This window comes from Nostoc sp. (genome assembly GCF_036917755.1).
Classification (GTDB): domain Bacteria; phylum Cyanobacteriota; class Cyanobacteriia; order Cyanobacteriales; family Nostocaceae; genus Nostoc.
Map to the genome: position 1 here is coordinate 15928 of NZ_JBALFC010000056.1, position 25781 is coordinate 41708.

The 25781-nt window shown below is 44.3% G+C and carries 20 protein-coding genes; 8 read left to right on the top strand and 12 right to left on the bottom strand.

What is annotated here, in order from left to right; translation table 11 throughout:
* Positions 1–57 precede the first annotated feature (57 nt).
* Positions 58–492 (top strand): hypothetical protein, encoded by a 435-nt coding sequence (locus tag V7L05_RS13830; protein WP_334832148.1) that lies wholly within the window; start codon positions 58–60, stop codon positions 490–492.
* 309 nt (positions 493–801) lie between these two features.
* Positions 802–1362 carry an adenylyl-sulfate kinase gene (gene cysC / locus V7L05_RS13835; RefSeq protein ID WP_335164701.1) on the top strand — a complete coding sequence of 187 codons (561 nt, stop codon included), beginning with the start codon at positions 802–804 and terminating at the stop codon, positions 1360–1362.
* 563 nt (positions 1363–1925) lie between these two features.
* Here the strand turns inward: cysC and V7L05_RS13840 are convergent.
* Positions 1926–3917 (bottom strand): ABC1 kinase family protein, encoded by a 1992-nt coding sequence (locus tag V7L05_RS13840; RefSeq protein ID WP_335164702.1) that lies wholly within the window; start codon positions 3915–3917, stop codon positions 1926–1928.
* A 57-nt stretch (positions 3918–3974) separates the two neighbouring features.
* On the opposite strand from V7L05_RS13840, the gene V7L05_RS13845 reads away from it, so the two are divergent.
* Both V7L05_RS13845 and recN read left to right on the top strand, forming a co-directional pair.
* Complete coding sequence (locus V7L05_RS13845; protein ID WP_335164703.1) at positions 3975–4133, top strand: hypothetical protein; 159 nt, start codon at positions 3975–3977, stop codon at positions 4131–4133.
* A 127-nt stretch (positions 4134–4260) separates the two neighbouring features.
* Positions 4261–6009, top strand: a complete 1749-nt coding sequence (gene recN, locus V7L05_RS13850; RefSeq protein WP_335164913.1) for a DNA repair protein RecN — start codon at positions 4261–4263, stop codon at positions 6007–6009.
* A gap of 447 nt (positions 6010–6456) precedes the next feature.
* Here the strand turns inward: recN and V7L05_RS13855 are convergent, their stop codons facing one another.
* The gene (locus tag V7L05_RS13855; protein WP_335164704.1) at positions 6457–7131 is read right to left on the bottom strand and encodes a VOC family protein; all 675 of its coding nucleotides are present in this window, start codon (positions 7129–7131) and stop codon (positions 6457–6459) included.
* 205 nt (positions 7132–7336) lie between these two features.
* Here V7L05_RS13855 and V7L05_RS13860 point away from each other — a divergent pair, with 205 nt between their 5' ends.
* Positions 7337–7489: a hypothetical protein gene (locus tag V7L05_RS13860; protein ID WP_335164705.1), complete on the top strand. Its 153-nt coding sequence runs from the start codon at positions 7337–7339 to the stop codon at positions 7487–7489.
* Between the two features lies 1 nt (position 7490).
* Here the strand turns inward: V7L05_RS13860 and V7L05_RS13865 are convergent, their stop codons facing one another.
* The 7 genes from V7L05_RS13865 to V7L05_RS13895 form a co-directional block, all read right to left on the bottom strand.
* Positions 7491–8741, bottom strand: coding sequence for a family 3 adenylate cyclase (locus V7L05_RS13865; RefSeq protein WP_335164706.1), 1251 nt, complete (start codon positions 8739–8741; stop codon positions 7491–7493).
* Positions 8742–8794: 53 nt separating this feature from the next.
* Positions 8795–10054 (bottom strand): iron uptake transporter deferrochelatase/peroxidase subunit, encoded by a 1260-nt coding sequence (efeB, locus tag V7L05_RS13870; RefSeq protein WP_335164707.1) that lies wholly within the window; start codon positions 10052–10054, stop codon positions 8795–8797.
* A 29-nt stretch (positions 10055–10083) separates the two neighbouring features.
* Entirely contained in the window at positions 10084–11274 is a 1191-nt protein-coding gene (gene efeO / locus V7L05_RS13875; protein WP_335164708.1) for an iron uptake system protein EfeO, read from the bottom strand.
* A gap of 31 nt (positions 11275–11305) precedes the next feature.
* The gene (efeU, locus tag V7L05_RS13880; protein ID WP_335164709.1) at positions 11306–12139 is read right to left on the bottom strand and encodes an iron uptake transporter permease EfeU; all 834 of its coding nucleotides are present in this window, start codon (positions 12137–12139) and stop codon (positions 11306–11308) included.
* A 308-nt stretch (positions 12140–12447) separates the two neighbouring features.
* Positions 12448–12639, bottom strand: coding sequence for a hypothetical protein (locus tag V7L05_RS13885; protein ID WP_335164711.1), 192 nt, complete (start codon positions 12637–12639; stop codon positions 12448–12450).
* 49 nt (positions 12640–12688) lie between these two features.
* Positions 12689–13597: an alpha/beta fold hydrolase gene (locus tag V7L05_RS13890; RefSeq protein ID WP_335164712.1), complete on the bottom strand. Its 909-nt coding sequence runs from the start codon at positions 13595–13597 to the stop codon at positions 12689–12691.
* Between the two features lie 234 nt (positions 13598–13831).
* Positions 13832–14341 (bottom strand): HugZ family pyridoxamine 5'-phosphate oxidase, encoded by a 510-nt coding sequence (locus tag V7L05_RS13895; RefSeq protein ID WP_334950050.1) that lies wholly within the window; start codon positions 14339–14341, stop codon positions 13832–13834.
* Positions 14342–14591: 250 nt separating this feature from the next.
* Here V7L05_RS13895 and V7L05_RS13900 point away from each other — a divergent pair, with 250 nt between their 5' ends.
* Together V7L05_RS13900 and V7L05_RS13905 are read left to right on the top strand one after the other, a co-directional pair.
* Positions 14592–16076 carry a CIA30 family protein gene (locus tag V7L05_RS13900; protein WP_335164715.1) on the top strand — a complete coding sequence of 495 codons (1485 nt, stop codon included), beginning with the start codon at positions 14592–14594 and terminating at the stop codon, positions 16074–16076.
* A 194-nt stretch (positions 16077–16270) separates the two neighbouring features.
* The gene (locus tag V7L05_RS13905; protein ID WP_335164717.1) at positions 16271–16618 is read left to right on the top strand and encodes a hypothetical protein; all 348 of its coding nucleotides are present in this window, start codon (positions 16271–16273) and stop codon (positions 16616–16618) included.
* Between the two features lie 205 nt (positions 16619–16823).
* Here the strand turns inward: V7L05_RS13905 and V7L05_RS13910 are convergent, their stop codons facing one another.
* The 3 genes from V7L05_RS13910 to V7L05_RS13920 all read right to left on the bottom strand — a co-directional run bounded on the left by V7L05_RS13910 (position 16824) and on the right by V7L05_RS13920 (position 22845).
* Positions 16824–19391, bottom strand: coding sequence for an S-layer family protein (locus tag V7L05_RS13910; protein ID WP_335164719.1), 2568 nt, complete (start codon positions 19389–19391; stop codon positions 16824–16826).
* 84 nt (positions 19392–19475) lie between these two features.
* Entirely contained in the window at positions 19476–22097 is a 2622-nt protein-coding gene (locus tag V7L05_RS13915) for an S-layer family protein (protein WP_335164721.1), read from the bottom strand.
* A gap of 130 nt (positions 22098–22227) precedes the next feature.
* A complete protein-coding gene (locus V7L05_RS13920; RefSeq protein ID WP_335164915.1) occupies positions 22228–22845 on the bottom strand; it encodes a Uma2 family endonuclease in 618 nt (205 codons plus the stop codon).
* A gap of 332 nt (positions 22846–23177) precedes the next feature.
* On the opposite strand from V7L05_RS13920, the gene V7L05_RS13925 reads away from it, so the two are divergent.
* The gene (locus V7L05_RS13925) at positions 23178–25730 is read left to right on the top strand and encodes a CHAT domain-containing protein (protein WP_335164722.1); all 2553 of its coding nucleotides are present in this window, start codon (positions 23178–23180) and stop codon (positions 25728–25730) included.
* Positions 25731–25781 lie beyond the last annotated feature (51 nt).

A 25781-nucleotide genomic window follows, 5' to 3' on the forward strand; every position in this document is an offset into this window, starting at 1 on the left:
TATTAAATTTTTTTTAATTTTTAATTTTTAATTTTTAATTGGAGCGAAGCGACCCTCATGCGATATCTAGCTCAGGTGCGTAAAAACGATTTTTTAGACCAGCACCAGTTACGCTTGTTGGCGCGTCAAGAAGCTGATAACTTGTGGGCGATAATTCCCGAAGAAGCTTTTATTCTGTTGGGAAAGGGAAAGATTATGAGTGAGAACTTGCTTATTCTAGTGGAACTTTCCTCTACAGGCGACATTGAAAGAATAGAAGACGCCACCAACTGGGTACTCCATCTTGTACAAAGCTACCTCACCATTGGCATTACCCCAGAATTTTTGCAGCAGGAAGCTGAACGAGCCGAACATTGGCGACAATCCCTGACGTTGCAAAACCAAGACTTAGCGCGACGTTCCTTAGAATTGGAAGCTCGTCGTGAACAAATTCAAGCCTTAGAAGAAAGCCTCAAACGTGAGAAAAATGTTTATCCCCAAGAAGAAAGTTAAAAGTTTGCAATTGTGTTACCTATAAGACAATACGCTTGGGTTAAGGCTAAAACTCTTTGTCAAAGTCAATTTAACGAACCGCAAAGGACGCAAAGGAAGAAATGCTTAACTGAACTGTATTGGCCTATAAGAGACTTCCAATTAAAAAAATATCTAAATTGTAGTTAATACCATTTCTTTATAAGGCTGTGCCAAACCCTTTTAACTTCTTTCTTCGCGTCCTTTGCGGTTCGTTTTTCTTTCTGATACTTAACTACACCAGTTTTACTTTTTTTTGGTATGCCATTTGAAATCTACGGCGGAGATAGGATGAGACAACAAGAGTATGGTGTCACAGTATGGTTCACTGGTCTGAGTGGTGCAGGAAAAACTACCATCTGTCAATTTGTAGAGAAGGAACTGCGGATACAGGGATACAGAGTTGAAGTTCTGGATGGTGACGCAGTACGTCAAAACCTATGCAAAGGGTTGGGTTTCAGTAAAGACGATCGAGAAGAGAATATTCGGCGCATTGGCTTTGTGGCTCACCTTCTGACCAGAAATAATGTAATTGTATTGGTTTCGGCGATCTCACCGTACCGTGAAATTCGGGAACAAGTGCGCCAAAATATTCCATATTTCATTGAAGTTTACGTCAATGCATCATTAGAAGTTTGTGAACAGCGAGACGTAAAAGGGTTATATAAAAAAGCAAGAGCCGGGGAGATTAAGCACTTCACTGGTATTGATGATCCTTATGAAATACCACTCCGTCCTGAAGTCGAATGCAAAACTAATGAAGAAAGCGTTGTCCAAAGTGCTAGTAAGGTCTTAGAAAAGCTGGAAGAGTTGCAATACTGCTCGGTTAAAAATATTCGTAAGTTTGGTTGAGGCAATGCGTTACCCAACAAACCTCGCAAAATCTTGGGTTTCGTTCCTCAACCCAACCTACGATTTTCTAGACAAATACTACATCATATCATGTTCGGATCATTAGGAACTTCCAAATAAAAAAATATCCCAAAACTGACGCAAAAATCCTCTCTATTTCTCTTCTCTCTGTGTTGCGCCAGTTGCTTCAAGTCGGGGAACCCGCCCAACGCACTGGCTTCTCTGCGTCTGGAGTGGTTCGTTTTTTTCGATAATTTATTTCTTGGAAGTCCCTTAGTTATGATTTCCACTGAACATTGCACCCCACCCCTTAAACCAATTCGCAATTACGTTTTATAACGGGGATTTTACCCTGACACAAAACGTGCTGCCTCTACAGGCAGGAGAATTAAACTGAACATACTCTGTTAATCCCCTCTCGAAGAGCGGGGAGGGGAGACGAAGCGTAGCTTTGGCGGGGTGGGGTTCTTCGGATTTAAGTAAGTAATCAGACAAACACTATATCAACCGTCGAATTCATGTTAATTTATGAGTTAAAGAAAGTTTTTAACTCATAACTTTTACTACGATGCCAATAATTGTCGAATTAACCTGGCTACAGCCTTTTGCGTGAAGCGGTTAGCAATTTGTTGACCCAAACGTTGGACATCGGAATTTACCAATAACTGGGCAATTTGGGGTACAAGTTCCACTGGGTCAAAGCCTTTTGTTTCTCGTAGAATACCCAATATACGTTTGATATGCTCCAAGGTTTGTTGTTGCTCAACTGTCGCCGACGGAGTTTTATTAACTGCTGTCAAGCCTACTCGTTCCCGCAACAGGGAAGTGAAGTTATGCAAAACATTTTTACCTAAAGCATCGAGTCCGTTAACAGATTCATCTACTAACTTGTCACGAATGAAAGCACCGCGTTCAGATGACAGAAATTCTATCCCCTGATTCAGCACTAAATTAAAGTCGTAATCTTGACTATTACGCGCATTTCGTAATAAGTTTTCTAAACGGTTCCAGCGAAATCTGCCATCTTTAAATAGCAAATCTTGCAATGATGCTCTTAATTGCGGTGCTGGGTCTGTTAACAGGCGTTTAGAAACGTAAGGATAAGCTTCACTCAGAACTTTAAAGTTGGGATCTATAAATATTGCAATACCTTCGAGCGTCACGAGGGAGCGAATAATTAAGGCGTAGTAGGGCGGTACGCGGAAAGGATATTCATACATCAAAGCCGATAGTTCATCGGTGATGCTTTTAATATTAAGATCGGCAACACTGGCTCCTTCAGCATCAGCAAAGACTCTCGCAAAAGCTGGGATAATTGGTGTTAAATCGGTTTCTGGTGATAAGAAATCCAACTTAACGTAATCTTTTGCTAATCCTTCAAAGTCGCGGTTAACGACGTGGACGATCGCTTCAATTAAACCATAACGCTGTGCTGGCTGAATCTCACTCATCATCCCAAAGTCGAGATAAGCCAATTTACCATCTGGTGTTGCTAACAAATTACCAGGGTGCGGATCAGCGTGGAAAAATCCGTGTTCTAGCAATTGGCGCAGGGAACACTGTACACCCACTTCAATTAAGTAACGAGCATTTATGCCTTGGGCTTTAATTTCTTCTGTCTGGGTTAATTTGATGCCGTTAATCCACTCCATCGTCAAGACGCGACGATTGGTATATTCCCAGTAAATTTTTGGTACATAGATGTCTTGGATATGACCGTATAATTCAAAGAATCGTTCAGCATTTTCACCCTCATGGATGTAGTCCATTTCTTCAAAAATGCGATCGCCTAATTCATCGAGAATCCCAATTAAGTCACTTCTGACCCGTTTGACCTTTTTCTGCACCCAAGCAGCCAGCTTACGCAAAATATACAAGTCAATGGCAATCCGCTCTCTTAAGTCAGGGCGTTGGACTTTAACGGCGACTTCTTCACCAGTTTTTAGCTTACCTTTATAGACTTGCCCCAATGAAGCCGCAGCAATTGGCTGGGCGGAGAGTTCAGCGTAAACCTCTTCTGGAGGTGCGCCTAGTTCTTCTTTAATAAACTGGTAAGCAATTTCGTTGGGAAAAGGCGGTAATTGGTCTTGTAGCTTAGTTAATTCTTCTAAATATACGGGAGGAACCAGATCCGGTCTGGTGGACAAAGCTTGTCCAATTTTGATGTAAGCAGGCCCCAGTTGGGTCAGCAATATTCGTAGCTGAGTGGCTCGGCGGCGATCATTTTTGACGACAACTCCCCGTTTACCATCCGACCACAACCCAAAAGCAAAAGATAGAGTCGGCCTCAACACAGCGAAAATCCGCCCTACAACTTGCAGAGGTCTATTTTGGTAATGCGCCGCTATGCCCACGGGATCGTAAAGCGTCTCAGGTTGGGCAGTTGTCCTCACCTTTTGCGCGGCTAAGAGTCTTGGTGATTGCACAACCAAGTCTTGTGTACCATTTTTTTCTGGCACTATATCAATAACGTCCAGTTCACCTCGGCGATTTGTGCCGTTGGGACGGTCTTCCTGAATCGGTTGGGAACTAGGGGGAAGTGTCTTAACAATCATGAAGAAGGCCACCAGTCAGAACGATCACGTTAAGTATTGTAACAATATGTTGAGGGAGTGGGGAGTGGGGAGTGGGGAGTGGGGAGTGGGGAATGGGCATTGGGCATTGGGCATTGGTTATTCTCCTTGTCTCCTTCATCCCCCTCATCTCCCTCATCCCCCTCATCCCCCTCATCTCCCTCATCCCCCTCATCTCCCTCATCCCACTACCAATAGGTCTGCTAAACTTAAATGGGCATACTAGTTCAATAGTAGTTAAATATTGCTAGTTGCTGACAGATAATACTTATTGTCTAGTAAGTTGGAAGTATCCGGCATCTGCCCTCATGGAGAATTTGGCTTGATGTTGCTTTGCCTGCGAATTGAAAACTTTGCCCTAATTGACCAACTGGAATTGGAATTTGGCGCGGGACTAAATGTGTTAACAGGTGAAACCGGCGCTGGAAAATCGATTATCTTGGATGCCATTGATGCTGCTTTGGGTGGTAAAGTCTCTAGTCGAGTCATTCGCACGGGGACAAGTCGGGCGATGGTAGAAGCGACTTTCACTTCAAACGCTCCCCTAGCTGCTTGGTTGACCGAACAAGAAATAGATTTGCTTGATGAAAATTCCGTAGTAATTACCCGAGAAATCACAGCGACTACTAGTAATATCCGCAGCCGATCGCGAGTGAATGGCGTGTTGGTAAATCGGCAAATTATGGGAGGAATGCGCGATCGCTTGGTGGAAATCACAGCCCAAGGTCAAACGGTGCAGGTGGGACAATCTGCCCAAGTCCGCGACTGGTTAGATTTATATGGCGGCGACTCTCTAATGCAGCAGCGTCATCAGGTCGCTAAGAGCTTCAGTACTTACCAACAGGCACATCTAGCACTAGAAAAACGCCGGACATCAGAACGGGAACGGTTGCAACAATTCGATTTGCTCACCTATCAAGTGCAAGAATTGGGAGCAGCTAATCTGGGCGAAGCTAATGAATTGGAACAGTTGGGACAAGAACGGGAACGCCTGAATCATGTCGTCGATTTGCAACAAATGAGTTACAAAGTTTATCAAGCTTTGTATCAAAACGATAATGAAACTCCCGCCGCCGCAGATTTATTGGGAGACAGTGAAGTGACATTAAATCACATGGTGGAATATGATACGCAACTGCAACCCCTATTGGAATTGGTGCGGGACGCGCAAGCGGCGGTAATGGAAGTCGGAAGGCAGATTAATGCTTATGGTGATGGTTTGGAAGCCGATCCCCAGAGGTTGTTAGAGGTGGAAGAACGGATTCAGGAATTAAAGCAAATTTGCCGCAAGTATGGGCCGACACTAAAAGAAGCGATCGCTTATTACCAACGTATCCAAGAGGAATTAGCCCAACTTAACGACAGTGAACAATCTATCGAAAACTTGGAACAGCAAGAAAAGGCGTGTTTTGAAAAACTCACCCAAGCTACTAATCAGTTAACTCAACTGCGGAGTCAGGCGGCTGCTAATTTAGAATCACGTTTGATAGCTCAACTCAAGCCCCTAGCGATGGAAAAGGTAAAGTTTCTGGTTGAAATAGTGCCTACTTTCCCAACTGCGATGGGAGCAGATAAAATTACCTTTATGTTTAGTTCCAACCCTGGAGAACCACTACAACCTTTAACGGAAATTGCCTCTGGTGGGGAAATGAGCCGCTTTTTACTGGCGCTGAAAGCTTGTTTTTCTCAGGTTGATGTAGCTGGGACAATGGTTTTTGATGAAATTGATGTCGGGGTTTCGGGAAGAGTCGCCCAAGCGATCGCGGAAAAATTACATCAGCTAAGTCAACGCAATCAAGTATTATGTGTTACCCACCAGCCTTTAGTTGCGGCAATGGCCGATCGCCATTTTCGCGTGGATAAACAAACTATCAATCAAGGCAAAGGTAAAAAAGCCAACAATGACAACGCCGAGCAGCGTACCGTTGTCAGAGTTACTACCTTGGATAATTTAAGCACACGCCGGGAAGAATTAGCGCAGTTAGCTGGTGGTAAATCTGCAAGTGATGCGATCGCTTTTGCCGAATCTCTGTTATTACAAGCTGCTAACCACCGTCGCGGGGAGCAAACTTGACCAAATAATTACTAATTCACGCGATGTGAACTTATTCTTAAAACCCCGCTTCCATTTCTCTCCCCGTTGGCGTCAGCCTGCCGTTAGGCAAGGGTCGAGAGGCTTTGATTCTTGCTCCCCAACGCTAGTAGCGAAGGGGTTGGGGGTTTCATCCCCCGGCTTGAAGCCGGGGGGAAATCGAAGTCATTAGTCATTAGTCATTGGTCATTAGTACCAATGACCAATGATAGACGCGATTAATCGCGTCTCTAATGACTTTGGAGGCGAGCGGCTAATCCTCCCACCCCTCTTGTTGGGATGGGATTCCCGCCGATTTTCTTTGAGAGAAAGTTGCACACGGCGTTAATTCGTAATTCGTAATTAATGGTAGAGAGTAACTTGATTAATCAATGGAGATATAAAAGCGTGTAGCATCACTATTCTCAATTACGAATTATACTGACGAGTTTAGGCTGCCAATTCTGAAAGGCGTAAACCAGCGATGTTATCGCAGGAAAAAGTCTCTCTACCCATCCATCGGCGGCAGATTAGTTCTATAATTTGGCCTGCCCAGTTGCGAAAAAACCATTGGCACAAGGAGCCATCTTCTTGAGGAGTCATAGACAGAGGAATAAAGCCCTTGTTCTGCCATACTTCTGCTGCTGCATAGATATCATCAACAATAATTGCAACGTGATGGACAGTATTAAAACCTCGCTTCTGGAATAAGTTAGCGATCCGTTCATCTGGCGTATTAGGCGCAAGCAGTACCAAAATCATGCCTGACGGCATTAAGGCTGAGAGAAAGTACATGCTAGCATCTTCGGGCAATAGGTTTTGCTCTGGACAAAAATCATCAGGCCATTTTCCTGGCCCTTCCGTGATTTTGGCATCATAGTTGACCAGAGTATCAGCGTAGTTTGTAAGAGTTTCTGAATCAGGAAACAACAGTACATAGTGATCTACAACAACTAGTTCGCCAAATAGATGTATGCAAAAGGATGAGTTTAAGAATTCTGGAGTCTTACACTCTTCTTTATACAAGAGCAATCCGTCAGTTTCCCCAAAAGGCGACTCCTTATTCATCGAAGTCTCGGCTAAGTTAAAACCTTTTGCAGCGTCTGCTGGAAGGTTATTGCTCATAATGCTCACCTAGAAAAAGGATTTAGTCTTTAACATTGCGGCTCAGAAACTGGGCTTAAGTAAGTCGGTGCAATTAAAGCTAACTGGCTGGAGCTGTCCTTTGTCCTTTGTCATTGGTCAAGGTTTTAAGCCTATTTACGTTTCGTAACATAATTTGGTTTATTTCCAACGACTTACTTATATCTACCATTATACTAAGATTGCTTTGAGACAATCTCAAGCACCTGCGATCGCGGTAACTACTAAGCGGGAAGAACTAGCGCAGTTCACTGGTGGTAAATCTGCAAGTGATGCGATCGCTTTTGCGGAATCTCTGTTATTACAAGCTGCTAACCACCGTCGCGGGGAGCAGAGTTGAATTAACCTTCATATATAGTAAATTCGACACCAGAAACTGTATATTTAATTTCTGTAAATTGGCTCACATCCAAAAATTCTTTCAACGTGCTACTCAGATAAAACTTGCCAAACTGACCTTTATCTTGAGCCATTTTGGAAGCAACGTTGACTGGGTTCCCAGCAATGTCTCTACCACCAAGTGCTAAATCGAAAATTAAAACCGGGCCTGCATCAATGCCAATCCGAGTAGCAATACCTTTGGCTGCAAATTCTTGGCGTAATTCTTGGACAAAGTTGATCGCCACAGTAGCCTGATCAAAAGTATAAATTCCGATAGTACCTACTACCTTGATTTCTGTACCTTGGTTTTGCTCTAAAAGACGCAATCCTACATCTTTAATGACAGCAGAAAGCGATAGATTAGTAAATAAAGCAGTTTCATGAACTTCCGCCGCTTGACTTTCCCGCTCAATTAGAACAACAACTTTATTCTGCAAATACTTATCTGCTAACTCTTTACCAAAGTTAGTATCAGTCAGTCGGCTTTCATAAGCTACCAAGTCAGCATAAAAAGTTTCAGAATAGGGAATAGGATATTGGGTATTCAAAGGCGGCACATCAGGTAAACTTGGCCCATCTACCACGCGGAAAATATTGCCGATCTCTGTTGCTAATTCGCTTCTTTGAGTAATAGTAAAATTGTGGTTAGCTGGCAATAGGTCATAAAAGGCTTGGCTAATAACTATCTCACCACCTTCGGTTTCATTTTCAGCAACCTCTTCGATCGCATCTGCTTCTAATCCATACAATCCACCGTTAATGTAGTAAAATTCGCCATAATGTGCGCCCAATCCAATTTTAATTTGGCAACGTTTACTAATTTCCTGTTGAACCGTTAGCAGTGCAGACAAAATAGTTTCCGGCCTAACGGATGTCGGATAAAACATTTGAGTATTGTCAGCAGCCCAAATACCAACTCCCTTGCCACCAATGGTACTACCAAAGCTGTAGACAATTTCTTTGGGCTGGTTAATGATTGCCAATATTTCCAGCAAGCCCTTTTGCTTAGTTAACTTGGTCAGTCCAGCAGAGTCGGAAGATACGCTATAACCTGTGACTTTATACGGTTCCAGTAACTTCAAGGCTGCTTCTGGGGTTTGCTCACTCTCCAACCACTCTTTAATTAGTTTCAGTGGTAGTGTGCCGATGATATCTTGGGTAATATCAAATAAGCCTGGGGAGTATAGATTCGTGCTAAATTTGCTGGTCATATTGGGTGAATCAGACTTTTAACTCAAGTCTGAATAATTTACTGTTTATCATTCTACACTTCTAGTAATGACTGACCGAGATAACCTCCAACAGCTTTGACACCAGGTAAAGCGAAGAAATATCCACCACCAATGGGGCGAATATACTCTTCCAGTGGCTCCCCAATCAAGCGATTTTGCACCGTCACAAAGCCCTTTTCTAAATCAGCCTGAAAACAGACAAACAACAAACCCATATCTAAATGTCCAGATTTGTCAAACCCGCGTGAATAATTAAAACCACGCCGCAGAATCAAACTCGACTCTGATTTGCGTGGATTAGCAAGGCGGATATGAGCATCTAGGCGGATTTGTTGACCCTTTGGGTCTTGAGCATAATTGGGAATATCTTTCTCGTGCTTCATCCCCAAGGGTGCGCCAGAGTCCTTATTGCGCCCAATAATTGTCTCTTGCTCCTGTAGTGGTGTCCGATCCCAGTGTTCGACTAAGTTGCGGATCACCCGCACCACTTGATAGCTTCCCCCTACTGTCCAAGCTGGTTCGCTGCTGTTTGGCTGTACCCAGACAATCCGGTTCATCAATTTGTCGTCGCTAGCATCTAGATTTGCCGTCCCATCTTTAAAACCAAGCAGATTACGCACCGTAGTTTTGCCTTGTTTTTTGTGGGTATTCGGCGGCAGAAACCCCGCTATTTGCCAACGCAAAGTTATCAAGTCAGGCAAGTTCTTAATGATGTCGCGTAAAGCATGGAGATTCGATTCCTCAGTATTTGCACAGAATTGCAACAGTATATCCCCATGACATAAATCTGGGTCAAGCTGGTCATTGGGAAAATTGGCCATAGTGTCTAACCGCTTGGGTTTCAAGTTGCCGAGTCCAAAGCGGTTATCGAACAATGAGTTACCCACAGCTAGAGTGATTGTCAGGTTATTGGGAACCACTACAGGCCCAAGAATCCCCGAATCATTGGGTGGAAATTTGGGGTCGCGCGACTTGGGTGTTCCCCCTGCCATGAGAAACTGGATGCGCTCAGTTAAAGTTTTGAACAACCGCACTAAATCTGCTTTATTTGTAGCAGTTGTATCAAATGCGACCATCAGTCCAGAGGCAGGAGTCGGGGTAAGAATACCTGCTTGGTGAAGTCCAAAGAACGGCACGATCTCTTCAGATGGGTCAAGAGGTGTTCCCAGAAGAGTACGATAACCCAAACTGGTCAAAGCTGCTACTCCACCTGCTGCGGCCATACCAATGAGCAAGTCACGACGGCTGATGCGGGGAGTAATGCGTAAACTTGGTTGCTCCGAACTAGACATAGTTTACTCTTCTAGGAATGATTGATAAATTACTCAACTCCCAAAGTGCCGCGCAGCTGAGACAAATCTTCAGCAAGAGCAGCGATCGCTGTTTTCATCTCTTTTTTGTCTGTTTCACTCACCTTGTCATAGGTAGCAAAACCACCATCAGGGGTTTTGTATTTAGCAAGTTTTTGGTCAACTTTGGTGAAATTTGCATCCACACGCGTCAGTAGTTCTGGGTTGGCTTTTTGGATGACGGGGCGCAATAACTCGACAATCTTTTGGGAACCATCCACATTAGCGCTGAAGTCCCATAGGTCAGTATGGCTGTAACGGTCTTCTTCTCCAGAAATCTTGGTTTTACCCACTTCTTCAATCAAGTCAGCAGCACCGCCAACCATGTTTTTCGGTTCAATGGTCAAGGTGGCAATGCGCTTTTGTAAATCTAGTCCATCTTTCTGTAACTTTTCGGCAAAAGGTTTCATCCCTTTTGTAGTTTTGTCCTGGAATAAAGCTTTCTCTAGGCGATGGTATCCAGTGAATTGTGGGTCAGCCTCTTTTTTCGCAAAGTCGTCAGCACGGGAATCCATGCTTTTGTCGAGATCGGAGAACAATTCAGCTATCGGTTCGGCGCGTTCCCAGTGGACATGGGTAGAGGCATAGAGTTTCTGAGCTTTAGCAAGATCGCCAGCAATCACGGCATCTGTGAAAGTCTTGTTATCTGCCACTAGTTGGTCAGTTTCTTTAGTGACGTAGACTTTATATTCTGCGATCGCACCGACTAATTGACCCTGATTTACAGTCCCTTTGGCTTGAGAATCTCCAACTCCAGCTTTCACTGTGAGTTTCCCTTTGGGATTGCTGCGTAAACCGCAAGCCATATCATATTCACCCGGTTCTAGATTGGTTTTGAGTTTCTGAACGAAGCCAGGAGCAATATTTTCCTTTTCCTCAATGACTTTCACCCCAGACAAAATCTCCCACTCCAAAGGTTGGCTGCTTTTGTTGGTCAGTACAAAGTTGTTTTGTCCAGATGCTACTGTCAGCTGATTGGGTTCGCAACCTTTATCTGTCACAGCCAAAGCAGTTTCCGCAGAATTGTTAGCAGATGTATCACTGGCTACTTTAGCTTGTGGAGAATTACTCGCGGAAGTATCGCTTGATTTGTTGGATTCACAGGCAGCTACTGTCAAGGCAATTAGACAGATAATTGTTGAGTACTTTAAAACATTTTTCATTCTTGTATTTTCCTAAAAATTATGGAAGTAGCTAATAATGCCTTGCTGTAGTTTTCTGTCTGGCGTTATCCCCTAAGAAAAACAGCGACATCGTAGGAATTAGATAGCCAAAATAGGCGATCGCTTCGCTGACAGTCGGGGCATCGTTATAGCCAAAAAATCCTGCCAAAAGTGAACCGAGAAACCCGTTTTTGGGAAGTACCCCGCTAGCATCGAATACCACTGTTTGCAGTAAGTTCCACACTCCGGCTTCATGGAAAGCTCTCACCCCACTTGCTAAAAGTCCAGCAGCAACCAGGATAATGAAGGCTCCTGTCCATTTAAAAAATCGCTTCAAGTTGATGCGGATACCACCCTGATAAATGCCTACACCGACGGCTAGTGCAGCTGCATATCCAAACAATGCCCCCACGGGAGCTTGAATTCCCAAATTTTGCTGAAACGTGGCCAGCAGAAACACTACTGTTTCCAGACCTTCCCGCAGTACTGCAAAGAATGACATCCACACGAGTGCTGTACCCCATTTATCCCCCGACTGAATCGCAGTTTCAATTTGAGACTGTAACTCGCCTTTGAGAGAACGAGCCGCACGGCGCATCCAGAAAACCATCCAGGTGAGAACCCCAACTGCGACGATGGAAATTACCGCTTCAAATAGTTCCTGTTCTTTTTGCGGAAACTCCTGACTGGTTATTTGCAAAATAATCCCAGCACCTAGACAAATAAAAGTCGCTAGTGCGATGCCAATCCAAACTGACTTCATCAAATGGGTACGTCCAGTTTGCTTGAGATAACTGGCAATTATCCCCACGACGAGTGCAGCTTCAACGCCCTCTCGGAACATGATCAAGAAGGGAAAAAGCATGGATAACCTTATTAGTTATAATTACTATCAAATCATCATGAGAATAATAGCTTACTTGAGAACCTTTGTATATAAGTGCAAGTGAAAAAATCTCTAAAATCCTGGAAGAATAAATTTTAGGTTGAATTTAGGACTTACGACTGTACAAAATAACTATCCTGTGTATTAACGAAATTTGGTTGTTTCAGGCTGTTGGGACTACCTTGAGATGAGTAGCGTCACCGAACAGCCCACCGTAGGCATCGCAGCTTGATAGTGAAAACCCCGCTTGAAACGACTGCGAACCCGGAGGGTGAAAACCTTGATATTTACACCCTAGCCCACTTAGGAATAAGAATTACCTCACCCTCAATCCCTCTCCTTATAAAGGAGAGGGAAGCTAGATACAGGATGAACTTTTGCATTTTATTTAATCCATGTTCCTTAGAAGCTTCTGGCGATCGCATCACTAAAGCATTAAACGCACAGTTACTCTCTAAATAGAGATGGGCATTGGGCATTGGGCATTAATTATTCTCCCTCATCTCCCTCATCTCCCCCACTCCCCACTCACCCAAGATACCGTTGCAATAGCCCAATCAAAACTTCTGGTATTTCCAAATGAGGTAATATTCCGGCATCTGCGATCGCATAAAAATCTTGAATTACACTTGGATTTAAATTTGCCAATCGTCGTCCTAATTTAATGTTGGTAAATTGTGCCTTTTCTCCCCAAAAAATGACGGTGGGAATTGTCAGTTGTTGAATATATAAACTCACGTCAAAATAAAGATCGCCCCGCAAAAATGCTAAGGCGGCAAATTTGGCATTAGGCTGTTGTGCAGAGGTTAAATAAGCCTCCACCATCTCTTGGGATAGTCGTTGTGACTTAGCAAACAGAAAACTTTGTAAAAAATTTCGGACTGCAATTTCATTTTCAGCACCAAGGATGTAAATAAAACTGTCCAACAGAGGCGTATTGATCACCGAAAGCGGAAGTCTGCGTCCAGCACCCTCTCCAAAATCATCAAATCCAGAGGGACACACCAAAAACAATGCTTTGAATAAATTGGGTTGAACAATAGCTAGGCGGATAGCAAAAGCGGCTGTTAGAGACGAGGCTACCACCGTCACCGGCTGGCGACAAGTTTGGATGATAAACTCGGCGATCGTGCTGAGATAATCCCTAATTTTATAATCCCGGACTGGATGAGCCGATTCTCCCCAGCCGATTAAATCGGGGGCTAAAATATGGTAATTAGAGGCAAAAGCCGGGTAAACTTTAGACCATTCGTATGCAGACGCTCCACCACCAAAGTTATGGAGAAACAGTAGTGGGGGTAAATCTTCAGTATCAGCGATCGCTTTGCCCACCGCAGGCATCGCCCAAGGTGCATTCGTTTGGGTATAGTAAACCATTGCCCCCAAGGATGTATGGATGATTTTATGTCCAAAGCCAGGAGGTTGAAACTGAAGCATAAAATTAAAAAGTTTAGTTTAAGTTTAAATAAGAGTCTGAAACTCTTTTGAATTTTGAATTGTTAACAAAAACGGTTTAGTTTAAGTCCCCCGATTCTATAAATAAGCAAGTATGTAAGTCTTGTTCTATCTTACAAAGTTGCTCAAGAGGGGAGACCCCAAGACCGCAATGCAGCGCTAAATCCCTGTTACAAAACTGTACTTCCGACTTCCGACTTCCGACTTCCGACTTATTTAACCTTGCTTTTTGTCGGCATCTCCTGTGATCTGAACAAGTTGATAGAGGTTATCACCACTGATGTGATAGGCTGCCCCAAAACCAACTACAAAACGACCTTCACTCGGAGTTAACTGGAAAATCCGAAAGTCAGACAAGCCGCGCAAAACCTCGATAATTTGACCAAAACGCCCTTGAAATTGCTCAACAATTTGATTCCACTTGTCAGTTTCACGCTCGATCAAAGTTGTCGTACAATCAAAACTCAAACGACGACGGGCAAAAATTAGATTACTCTTAGCTTCATCCTCGATAAACAAGACACTAACATGAGGATTCGCATAGAGATTTTTGGTATGAGTCGAAAGACCACTGACGTAAATGTAGATATTCTTGGAATCATCCATTACAAAGGGAGCATAACTAGCATTGGGTATTGCTTGTGCGCTCACGGTGCTAATAATTACACTCTCAAATGCTTCAGGAAACTTTTCGTACTCAGCTTGAATGTTTTCAAGTTGACTCATAAGTAAATTACCATTTGATTAGGAACACCTAATTACAGCAGATTTCAAGGAAAGTGAAGTACACAAAGATTCGTCCCAAAGCGAGGTATAAACCCTGTTTTACTTCAGAATTCACCAATTCTGGATTCTGGATTCACCAATTCTGCTGTAAGTATCCTAACGTAATTGAGCATTATCCAAGTTATGAGTACCGGAGGATTTCGAGAAACAGACATTGGGCTAGACTTAAGAAAGTTATGAGGACGCAAATGTGAGTGACAAAAATCGTTCTCAATGGGATTTAGGCAGGTTTATCGAAACCCTGACTTACTTTGAGGTAATTCCTTTCCTTAACTGGGTACAGCAGTTAATCCAAGGTCGTCCTAAAGATAATCAAGATAGACCCAATGGAGGAAGAAACGTGGGTGTAATATTAGTAGCAGGTGCAACAGGTGGTGTAGGTAAACGAGTAGTGCAGCGATCGCTCGAACGGGGTTATAAAGTTCGCGCACTAGTTCGAGACATTGAGAAAGCGCGGTCAATTCTTGGTAATGATATAGACTTGGTGGTTGCGGATATCACTAAACCAGAAACTTTAACTCCTTTAGTTATGGCTGATATCCAAGCTGTAATTTGTTGTACAGCAGTGCGCGTGCAACCAGTTGAGGGAGACACAGCAGATAGAGCCAAATATTATCAAGGTGTTAAATTTTACCAGCCAGAAATTGTTGGCGACACCCCAGAAAATGTAGAGTATCAAGGTGTCAAAAACTTAGTCCAAGCAGCCGCAAAATATCTACCCCAAGCAAACGAAAAACCGATATTTGATTTCACAAAGCCATCAGCAGAATTAAAGGATAACTGGGGAGCGCTGGATGATGTTGTCATGGGTGGCGTGAGTGCCAGTAACATCCAATTAGGGGAAAATACAGCTTTATTTGCTGGTAATGTCTCCACCGCTAACTCTGGCGGATTTGCTTCTATCAGAACCAAGAATTTTGATCCACCATTTAACTTATCTGATTATGAAGGTGTGAAATTGCGCGTCAAAGGTGACGGCCAGCGTTATAAAATCTTCCTACGGACAGATCCAAAATGGGATGGCATTGGCTACAGCTATTCTTTCGATACCGTAGCTAATACCTGGATAGATGTTTATATTCCTTTTGCAGATTTGATTCCCGTCTTTCGGGCAAAAATTGTCAAAGATGCGCCGCCAATTGAGCAGAATAGAATTTGTTCATTCCAACTGATGTTGAGCAAATTTGAATATGATGGTGCTTTAAATCCCAAATTCTCTGCCGGTGGTTTTGCTTTGGAGTTGGAATCAATTAAAGCTTACGGCGGGACAACTTTACCACAATTTATCCTCGTCAGTTCAGCAGGTGTGACTCGTCCCGGACGTCCCGGCATTAATTTAGATGAAGAACCACCAGCAGTGAAATTAAATGACCAATTGGGAGGAATTTTAACTTGGAAATTAAAGGGAGAAGATAGTTTAAGAGAAAGCGGAATTCCTTATACGATTATTAGACCTTGTGCTTTAACTGAGGAAGCAGGGGGTAAGGAATTAATATTCGAGCAAGGCGACAATATTAAGGGCAAAATCAGCCGTGAGGATGTGGCAGAACTTTGCGTGCAAGCCCTAAAATTAGCGATCGCTAGTAATGTCACCTTTGAAGTAAAACAGGGAGATAATACTGTTGACTCTATCGATTGGCAGAAGCTATTTTCTAACTTAGAACAGGATAAATAAGTGAAGTGTCTACAGACTTATATGAGAGCATCTCAGTGAAAGCAAATATACCAGACGATAAACAAGATTCTTGCTCCCTCTCCTTACCAAGGAGAGGGTTGGGGTGAGGTTTTACAAGGCTTTTTACACTCATTGAGATGCTCCCGACTTATACTCTGTAGCCATAGGAATATATCTTGTCTAAATAGACTCTTATGAAAAAAATCCAAGTGCTAATACTTGCTGGGATTTTAGCAACAATTATCTGGGGCGGGTTATTTGCAAACACTGCTTCATCGCAGCAAGTGGAGTCCCGCATCAACAACCTGGAAGCGGACTTTAATCGTGTCGAGTCGCGGTTAAACCAGATAGAGTCTCAACTAGGTCAAAGTCGCCAGTCTCCATCCCGAAGAACAAGACTTACCCCACGACAGTCAACTGCTTCCAGAGGAAACTTATCACAGCAAGATCCGATGTTTGATCGGCTGGCAACTTTGGTGATTGAATTGAAGCAACAAGTCAATAAATTAGAGGAGCGAGTTTCTAAATTAGAAACTCGCTGAATATTTATAGCAGAATTCAGAATTCAGAATCCAGAATTCAGAAGTAAAACAGGGTTTATATCTGGCTTTGGGACGAATCGTTGTGTACTTCACTATTAAAATAATTCGTAATTCCTAATTCGTAATTAAGTTTTGTAATGGGGATTTTACCCCAACACAAAACTTACCGGTTATAGAACCGGGGGACTTAAACCCACGGAACTAGTTAAATTTTGCGAAGAGCAGCACAGGTTAATCGTTGCTGCACATAGCTAGGAGATTTATCTGCAACTAACTCAATTTTTCCTTGGGCGTTACGATGCCAGGAAGTAGCTTGGACAAGAACCTCTGGAGATTCAGGTATTTGGGCTGTAACTTCCCCGGTTTGGCGGTATGCAGAGATATCGCGGATGTCAGACCAGGTGCGTAGGCGTAGACCGTCATAGACATCGCTTGTCACTTGTTGAAGGGGATTTTGCGGTATTCCACCCCGTCCCGTTGCCACAAAACGGCTGCCTTCACTGCCCGCGCAACCTGTAGCTATTTGCTGCGATGGGTCGGTTACATTCTCTGGTAACTCTACTAAACCGGAATTGGGGTCAATTCCAAAATTGTTAATATCAACTGTACCGTTAATACCAAATTCGGAACTAGCGGTGATGTCATTTTCTGGGGTGAGGCGATCGCGGTACTTCAGCCCAAATAAGCCTTGAGTGCTAATGTTAATGTTACCGCCCTGACCAAGGACTGCATTGGCAATGATATCGCTGTTTTCTAACCCAACAATCACCGGAGCGTTAATTGACAAGTTACCACCATTACCGTTGCCCGCAGCAGTGGCGGAAATCAGGCTATCGTGACGCATTAGCAGAGAAGAAAGCAAGTTTAATCTGACATTACCCCCATTTCCAGAGGCAGTTGATGCGGTTATAACGCCTTGGTTGTCAAGGAAAATAGAGTTGGCGTTAAGGAGCAAATCTCCGGCTCTGCCTAGTCCATCATTTTTAACGGTGACATGTGCCCCATCTGTGATGTGTAACGAAGGTGTGTTAATGGTTAGGGAACCAGCGTTCCCGCTGGGAATGGCAGGAAGTCTATAGACAGCTTGATTGGCTGGATCGATAATCTCGGCGGTTGAAGCGATGCGGCTAGGTAGGATCGAGTCGGCACTTTTACCCTGGATATCTACGGACTTTGAAGCATTAATCGTCACGCTCCCGGCTGAAGCTGTGGCAAGGGTGCTAGACCCTAGCAAGCCACTGTCTCGAATCACTAATCTGGACGTGTTGACGAAGGTGTTATTGGCATTTCCAGAACTGAAACTCGATGTAGCCAAGGCACTCGGTGACAAGGTAATGGAGTTGATGCCAACGATTTCGATTAAGTCTTCTGCATGGACTCGTAACGTTCCAGCCTGTCCAGAGCCATCAGATATAGAGAAAAAACTACCACCATTCAGAAGTCTCAGGTTGCCGGTTGAGACCGTAATATTGCCACCGTTGCCGGAGTTAAATGTAATTGTTGTGAATGAGGACCCACTCCTTGGGTCGCCGGGGGCAAAGCCAGCGATATCGATCAAGCCTGCGACATTGACTGTAATATTGCTACTGTTTGCTTGGGTATATGTCGGATTAGTAATTTGTGCGCCATTTTGGAGGGATAGCTGCGCGGCGGCGATGGTAATATCGCCCGTCTGACCCGTTCCTAAGTTGTCGATTTTGATCAGGCTCCCCAGTCTACCATCGGGTGTATTCCCCGTGAGGTTAAGGGACTGGGTGGCATGGACTGTAATTCCCCCGGACGGTTGTGTACCAAAGTTTTGGATTAAGGCAACAGAACCCTCGGTGAAGTTGATATTCCGTCCTTGTAATTGGATGGAGTCTCTGCTGCCACTGGCATCTAGCAGAGATTGCTCCGCGAACTGGATATCTTTGAATTGCCGCACCTCTGAGTAATCTCCGACCCACCCCGTAAGAGTGGCATTGAGTCTGACTTGTCCCTCACTGACACTGCCTATTTCTAAATGCCCGCCACCATTAACGGCTGCAATGCCACCGGACAAGTTAACTTTACCGCCAATCAGCGCCAGGGTATTACCTGCCCCAACTTGTAACCCAATGGGATTATTGCTGCGATCTGTGGGGGTAAAAAGTCCGCCGGTCAGTCGATGTCCACTCCCTTGCAGGCTAATCCCCCCTGAGTTTTGACCCAACTGCAAGCCGATCGGCACACTTATCGTCAGTAACGGTGTAGTACCGGGATTAGTCGCACTAAATTCTGTCCCATCACTAAACTTAATACTATTCGCCGTGCTTCCCACAAACGAGCCGCCAATATTCAAGCGGGCATTTGCCCCAAACACAATCCCCGCAGGATTCATCAAAAACAAACTTACCGGGTTACTACTATTAAGCGTGCTAATTAACCCATCAATATTAGAAACATTTCCACCTGTAACCCGACTAAATATAGTTGTAATATTTGGTGTGTTAATTAAATCGAATCTCGCCCAAGCACCCGTAGGTACAGAGAAATTATTGAAGCTGTGAAATAAATTATTACCTTTTTCAATCCCGTTAAGAATTGTGAAATTATTACCATTTAGGTTGACAATGGTATTTGTAGTCCCGTCGGATGTCACCTGTGCGATCGCGCAGCGACTCCAAAACAGTATCGCTGGTAGTATCAGAGCGGAACTCAAGAACCCGGTTGTAAGTGTAGATAGAAAAGCGTAGGCGTAGCCCGCACTTCGACCCTTCGACGCAGGCTCAGGGCAGGCAAGCTCAGTGACCATCGTAGACATCGCTCTCATAACCAAAAACTTCCTTTAACTGATTTCAAGTTAGAGTTCCCTTTTAGGGCATGATTAATAACATCATTAACTTTTGCGAAGAGCAGCACAGGTTAATGGTTGCTGCACCTGAGCAGGAGATTTATCTGCAACTAACTCGATTTTTCCTTGGGCGTTGCGATGCCAAGAAGTAGCTTGGACAAGTACCTCTGGGGTTGGGGGTATTTGAGCTTGTACTTTCTGTGTTTCGCGGTATGTAGAGATATCGCGCACATCAGACCAAGTGCGTAGGCGTAGCCCGTCGTAGACATTGCTCGTCACTTGTTGAAGGGGATTTTGCGGTACACCACCCCGTCCCGTTGCCACAAAACGGCTGCCTTCACTGCCCGCGCAGCCTGTAGCTATTTGGTGCGATGGGTCGGTTACATTCTCTGGTAACTCTACTAAACCGGAATTGGGGTCAATTCCAAAATTGTTAATATCAACTGTACCGTTAATACCAAATTCGGAACTAGCGGTGATGTCATTTTCTGGGGTGAGGCGATCGCGGTACTTCAGCCCAAATAAGCCTTGAGTGCTAATGTTAATGTTACCGCCCTGACCAAGGACTGCATTGGCAATGATATCGCTGTTTTCTAACCCAACAATCACCGGAGCGTTAATTGACAAGTTACCACCATTACCGTTGCCCGCAGCAGTGGCGGAAATCAGGCTATTGTGACGCATCAGCAGAGAAGAAAGCAAGTTTAATCTGACATTACCGCCATTTCCAGAGGCAGTTGATGCGGTTATAACGCCTTGGTTGTCAAGGAAAATAGAGTTGGCGTTAAGGAGCAAATCTCCTGCTCTGCCTGGCCCATCATTTTTGACGGTCACAAGTCCCCCATCTGCGATCTGTAACGAAGGTGTGTTAATGGTTAGGGAACCAGCGTTACCGCTGGGAATGGCAGGAAGTTTAAAGGCAGCTTGAGTGGCTGGATCAACAATCTCGGCGGTTGAAGTGATGCGGCTAGGTAGGATCGATCCGGCACCTCTACCCTGGATATCTACGGATTTTGAAGCATTAATCGTCACGCTACCGGCTGAACCCGTGGCAACAGTGCCAGACCCTAGCGCTCCACCTTCTCGAATCACTAATCTGGACGTATTGACAAACACGTTATTGGCATTTCCAGAGTTGATAGTCGTTGAAGTCAAGCCACTCGGTGACAATGTAATGGGGTTTTGTCCAGCGATTTCGATTAAGTCTTCTGCATTAACTCGTAACGTTCCAGCCTGTCCAGAGCCTCCGGTTATAGATAACAAACTGCCACCATTCAGAATTCTCATGTTGCCGGTTGAGACAGTAATATTGCCTGCGTTGGCGGAGTTAGATGTGAATGTTGCAATCCTGGACGGATTGGCTGGGTTGGCGGGGGCAAAGCCATCGACATCGGTTGAGCCTGCAACATTGACTGTTATATTGCCACCAGGTGCTTGAGCAAACGTCAGATTACTGATTTCTCCACCATTTTGGACGGATAGCTGCGCGGCAGAGATGGTAATATCACCCGTCTGACTCGTTCCTAAGTTGTCGATTCGGATGAGGCTCCCCAGTTTTCCATCGGGTGTATTCCCCGTGAGGCTAAGGGACTGGGTGGCATTGACTGTAATCCCCCCAGACGGTTCGGCACCAAAGTTTTGGATCAAGGCAACAGAACCCTCGGTGAAGTTGATATTCCGTCCTTGTAATTGGATGGAGTCTCTGCTGCCACTGGCATCTAGCAGAGATTGCCGCGCGATCTGGATATCGTTGAATTGCCGCACCTCTGAGTAATCCCCGACCCACCCCGTAAGAGTGGCATTGAGTCTGACTTGCCCCTCGCTGACACTGCCTATTTCTAAATGCCCGCCACCATTAACGGCTGCAATGCCACCGGACAAGTTAACCTCACTCCCAATCAGCGCCAGGGTATTGCCTGCCCCGACTTGTAACCCGATGGGATTATTGCTGCGATCTGTGGGGGTAAAAATTCCGCCGATCAGTCGATGTCCACTCCCTTGTAATGTAATCCCCCCTGGATTTTGCCCCAACTGTAAGCCGATCGGCACACTTATCGTCAACAACGGTGTAGCACCAGGATTAGTCGCACTAAATTCTACACCATCGCTAAACTTAATACTATTCGCCGTGGTTCCCACAAACGAGCCGCCAATATCCAAGCGGGCATTTGCCCCAAATACAATCCCCGCAGGATTCATTAAAAACAAACTCACCGGATTACTACTATTAAGCGTGCTAATTAACCCATCAATATTGGAAACATTTCCACCTGTAACCCGACTGAATATAGTTGTAATATTTGGTGTGTTAATTAAATCGAATCTAGCTGAACCACCCGTAGGCACAGAGAAATTTTTGAAACTGTGAAATAAATTATTACCTTTTTCAATCCCATTAAGAATTGTGAAATTATTACCATTTGGGTTGACAATGGTATTTGTAGTACCATCGGATGTCACCTGTGCGATCGCGCAGCGACTCCAAAGGAGTATTACTGGTAACACTATCCCGTAACTCAAAAACCCGATTGTGAATGTATATAGAAAAGCGTAGACGCTTCGCGGTGAGGGGGTCGCAGCCTTGGCGCTTGCCGTCGATTGTGACCCCCCGAACCCATTGGCGCAGCCTCTGGTAGAGTTGGGCTTGTCGTTAGACATCGCTCTCATGGCATAAATACTCCCTTTTAACTGATAATCTTAGGATTCCCGAAATAGTCGTGTTGGTAACACCCGTTGGCTGGAATCAAAATAATTAGCAGCTATTAGAAGTTATCGGGAGTTTAAATAGAAAAAGGCTCTACAAAGCACCATTAAAAATCTGATTAGCAGTCAGTTTCAAATCTGGAAAAGTAGAGGATATAATAGATTCCGAATTCTTAAATTGAGCGAGTTGATATTCTTCATCAACTAGATGATAAATAGAAATAGTTGGTTGTTTGGGATTACCAATAAATTTTCTTGCCCCGAAAGCTGCATAATCAACGATCCAATATTCGGGAATCTTCATTGCTTCATAATTCCCTAATTTGGTGTAATAATCGTCTTCCCAGTTTGTACTTACAACCTCAATAACCAAAGGAATGGATTCACTTTGAGTCACGGTAGATTCCTTTTCCCAGAATTCCTCATTCTGCAAATTAGCATCGTTGATTAATACGACATCCGGCGAGTAACCCGATGATTTTCTTGGTGGTTTTACTAACACTGTTTTGGGGATAAAGTATGGCAGTTTCAAGCGCTTATACTCAACAGTAATTTCCCCTGCTAAAAATCCCGTAACTTTTTCATGTTTTCCACTCGGCTGAGGCATTTCAACAATTATTCCGTCATGTAATTCGTAACGCTTCCCGGTGTTTTCTGGCAGCCATTCGATAAATTCTTCAAAGGTAAATACTTTAAGTAAAGCTTGAGCCATATCAACACCTTTGCTTGTTTTGTTTATATTACCTCCATTACCATTACCGCCTGCTGTTGCATCAATGTGGATATTGCCACTCAGAGCCACTCCAACTGAGGTGTGCTGGGGTTAACAGAAGTTAATTTTTTGGGCTAACTATCTAACTCTCCAAAGCGATCGCAATACTGCTAGAGCAGCGCTTGCATATCCTGCAATTGTTGCTTTGCATTTTAATTTTACGCGATCGCCCGCGACGTGATAGATCCCATTATGAATTGGGCAATATAACTCTGTTGATATCTCAAATACTTTTACTGTGAGTGTTCAAAATAAAATCTTGGTAATTATTTATGGCTTTCCGAATTAAACAAACTCGTTGGTTATATGTCAGCCTCAGTATTTTAAGTTTGTATTTGGCATTTATAATTACACCTGTAGAAGCATCTCCACCAGTAATAACCCCAGTTCTCTCTTCTTCCCAACCGACCAACGGGCTAGAACAGGGACGGAACCTCTACCAATCAGGGCGCTTTGCAGAAGCAGTTATAGCTTGGCAAACGGCAGCACAACAGTATCATACTCAAGGCGATCGCCTTAACGAAGCTCTCAGCTTGAGTTACCTTTCACTGGCACAACAGGAACTTAATCAATGGGAAGTAGCCCAACAGTCTATTGAGCAAAGTCTGAAACTGTTGCAAACAAATAAACCCTCTGCTGATGCAATTCTTTGGGCGCAAGCATTCAATACTCAAGCAAATTTGCAACTGCACACTGGCAAAGCTGAAACCGCCATCGAAAGTTGGCAACAAGCGCAAAAGTTTTATGAACAAGCCGGCGACAAAATGGGCAGCCTGGGTAGTCAAATCAACCAGGCACAAGCTTTACAAACTTTAGGATTTTATCGCCGTTCTAAACAACAGTTGGAGGTGCTGACTCAAAAACTCCAAGGGATGCCGGATAATGAAATCAAAATTAGTGGACTGCGATCGCTTGCTTTAGCCTTGGAAATGATTGGCGATGGCAACAGTCAACAGCTTTTAGAGCAAAGTTTAGCGATCGCTAACAAAATTGCAGCCAAACCCCAATTAAGTTCTATCCTGATCAGTTTGGGCCAAACTGCCGTTGACTTGCAAGATCCAAATATGGCATTTGATTACTTTGAACAGGCTCAACTCTTAGCCACCAACCCAAGTGATCAGTTGCAAGCGCGTTTAGCTCAGTTTAAACTTTTCCTCGATTACGACAAACCTGAGTTGGCTACCCCACTTGCACCCCAACTACTCCAACAACTTCGGGAACTGCCCCCCAGTCATATCTCCCTCTACGCAGCGATCAATTTTGTTGGCATCCTCACCCTCAATCGCCAGTCAAATCCTGACCAAATCGTACCGCTCAAAGATTTGGCGCAACTGATGGCAGTTACAGTCAAGTCTGCACAGCAGATTGAAGATGCTCAGGCAGAAGCTTATGCACTACATCAGTGGGCAAAACTCTATCGTCGTACACAGCAAATATCTGAAGCACAGGAATTAGCTCAGAAATCTCTCGATATTGCCCGTAAACTCCAAGCTAACGATATCATTGCTCAATCTGCTTGGCAGGTGGCACAGTTGTATAAGCAACAAGGCGATCGCTCCAAAGCAATTACTACGTATACAGAAGCAGTCAATGCCTTAAAAGCACTGCGGGGGGATTTGGTGGCTATCAACCCTGATATCCAGTTCTCTTTTCGCAGCAGTGTGGAGCCTGTTTACCGGGAACTGGTTGATTTACTTCTAGAAAATCAACCGAGTCAAGCAGAACTGATGCAAGCTCGTGAATTGATTGAGGCGCTGCAAATTGCCGAACTCGATAACTTTTTTCGGGAAGCCTGTTTAGATAGAACTCAACAGATTGATCAAGTTGATCCCACTGCAACCGTCATTTATCCGATCATCCTGCCAGATCGTTTAACAGTAATCCTCTCGAAAGCAGGGCAACCACTCCGTTCCTATGTTACTCACAAATCTCAAGCTGAAATTGAGCAGACTTTAGACAACTTTTTGGTTGCTCTTAACCCTGTCTCGGATTCCAAAGACCGCGATCGATTCTCCCAACAGATTTATAATTGGTTGATTCGTCCAGCCCAAGCAGAGCAAGCATTTATTAATACCAAGACATTGGTATTTGTTTTGGATGGTCGATTGCGAAATATTCCGATGGCAGCTTTGTATGACGGCAAGCAATATCTGATCGAGAAATATGCTGTGGCGCTCTCACCAGGATTGCAACTAATGGCTACACGATCGCTTAATCAAAATCATCTGAGTGCGATCGTGGGTGGCATTAGCCAAGCTCGTGCTGGCTTTAGTGCTTTGCCCGCAGTGGAATCAGAAATCAAACAAATTTCCAAGGCGGTGTCTTCCTCTGTGTTGCTGAACCAGGAATTCACCAGTCAAGCCCTTGCTGAACGGGTGAAATCCAGTAGTGCTAGTATTGTCCACCTAGCAACCCACGGACAGTTTAGTTCTCGGCTCGAAGATACCTTCTTGCTCACTTGGGATGGACAAATGAACGTTAAGGAGTTATCTGAACTCCTGAAAAATCGGGGTAGCGATCCATCGAAAGCCATCGAGTTGCTGGTACTAAGTGCCTGCGATACAGCCGCAGGAGATGATCGCGCCGTCCTTGGACTGGCGGGCTTGGCTGTCAAATCCGGCGCTCGCTCAACTATCGCTACCCTATGGCCTGTCAAAGATCAGGCAGCCGCGATCCTGATGACTCGCTTCTATGACCAACTGCGACAACCCAAAATCACTAAAGCTGAAGCACTAAGACAAGCACAAATTAGCTTAATTCGCCAAAATGATTTTCACGATCCGTTCTTTTGGTCTGGCTTTGTTTTGATCGGCAACTGGACTTAACTACGTAAAAACACAGGATTGTTTGCAAATAAATTATGCTGTTTTTTTACA

What these genes read in the sequence shown, in the direction of transcription:
- V7L05_RS13895 (WP_334950050.1), bottom strand. Translation starts at nt 14,341, where the DNA reads ATGAGTCAACTTGAAAACATTCAAGCTGAGTACGAAAAGTTTCCTGAA.
- V7L05_RS13915 (WP_335164721.1), bottom strand. Translation starts at nt 22,097, where the DNA reads ATGAGAGCGATGTCTAACGACAAGCCCAACTCTACCAGAGGCTGCGCC.
- V7L05_RS13905 (WP_335164717.1), top strand. Translation starts at nt 16,271, where the DNA reads ATGAAAAAAATCCAAGTGCTAATACTTGCTGGGATTTTAGCAACAATT.
- V7L05_RS13855 (WP_335164704.1), bottom strand. Translation starts at nt 7,131, where the DNA reads ATGAGCAATAACCTTCCAGCAGACGCTGCAAAAGGTTTTAACTTAGCC.
- V7L05_RS13910 (WP_335164719.1), bottom strand. Translation starts at nt 19,391, where the DNA reads ATGGTCACTGAGCTTGCCTGCCCTGAGCCTGCGTCGAAGGGTCGAAGT.
- V7L05_RS13925 (WP_335164722.1), top strand. Translation starts at nt 23,178, where the DNA reads ATGGCTTTCCGAATTAAACAAACTCGTTGGTTATATGTCAGCCTCAGT.
- efeU (WP_335164709.1), bottom strand. Translation starts at nt 12,139, where the DNA reads ATGCTTTTTCCCTTCTTGATCATGTTCCGAGAGGGCGTTGAAGCTGCA.
- V7L05_RS13890 (WP_335164712.1), bottom strand. Translation starts at nt 13,597, where the DNA reads ATGCTTCAGTTTCAACCTCCTGGCTTTGGACATAAAATCATCCATACA.
- cysC (WP_335164701.1), top strand. Translation starts at nt 802, where the DNA reads ATGAGACAACAAGAGTATGGTGTCACAGTATGGTTCACTGGTCTGAGT.
- V7L05_RS13920 (WP_335164915.1), bottom strand. Translation starts at nt 22,845, where the DNA reads ATGGCTCAAGCTTTACTTAAAGTATTTACCTTTGAAGAATTTATCGAA.
- V7L05_RS13885 (WP_335164711.1), bottom strand. Translation starts at nt 12,639, where the DNA reads ATGCCCAATGCCCATCTCTATTTAGAGAGTAACTGTGCGTTTAATGCT.
- V7L05_RS13865 (WP_335164706.1), bottom strand. Translation starts at nt 8,741, where the DNA reads ATGACCAGCAAATTTAGCACGAATCTATACTCCCCAGGCTTATTTGAT.
- efeO (WP_335164708.1), bottom strand. Translation starts at nt 11,274, where the DNA reads ATGAAAAATGTTTTAAAGTACTCAACAATTATCTGTCTAATTGCCTTG.
- V7L05_RS13840 (WP_335164702.1), bottom strand. Translation starts at nt 3,917, where the DNA reads ATGATTGTTAAGACACTTCCCCCTAGTTCCCAACCGATTCAGGAAGAC.
- V7L05_RS13830 (WP_334832148.1), top strand. Translation starts at nt 58, where the DNA reads ATGCGATATCTAGCTCAGGTGCGTAAAAACGATTTTTTAGACCAGCAC.
- efeB (WP_335164707.1), bottom strand. Translation starts at nt 10,054, where the DNA reads ATGTCTAGTTCGGAGCAACCAAGTTTACGCATTACTCCCCGCATCAGC.
- recN (WP_335164913.1), top strand. Translation starts at nt 4,261, where the DNA reads ATGTTGCTTTGCCTGCGAATTGAAAACTTTGCCCTAATTGACCAACTG.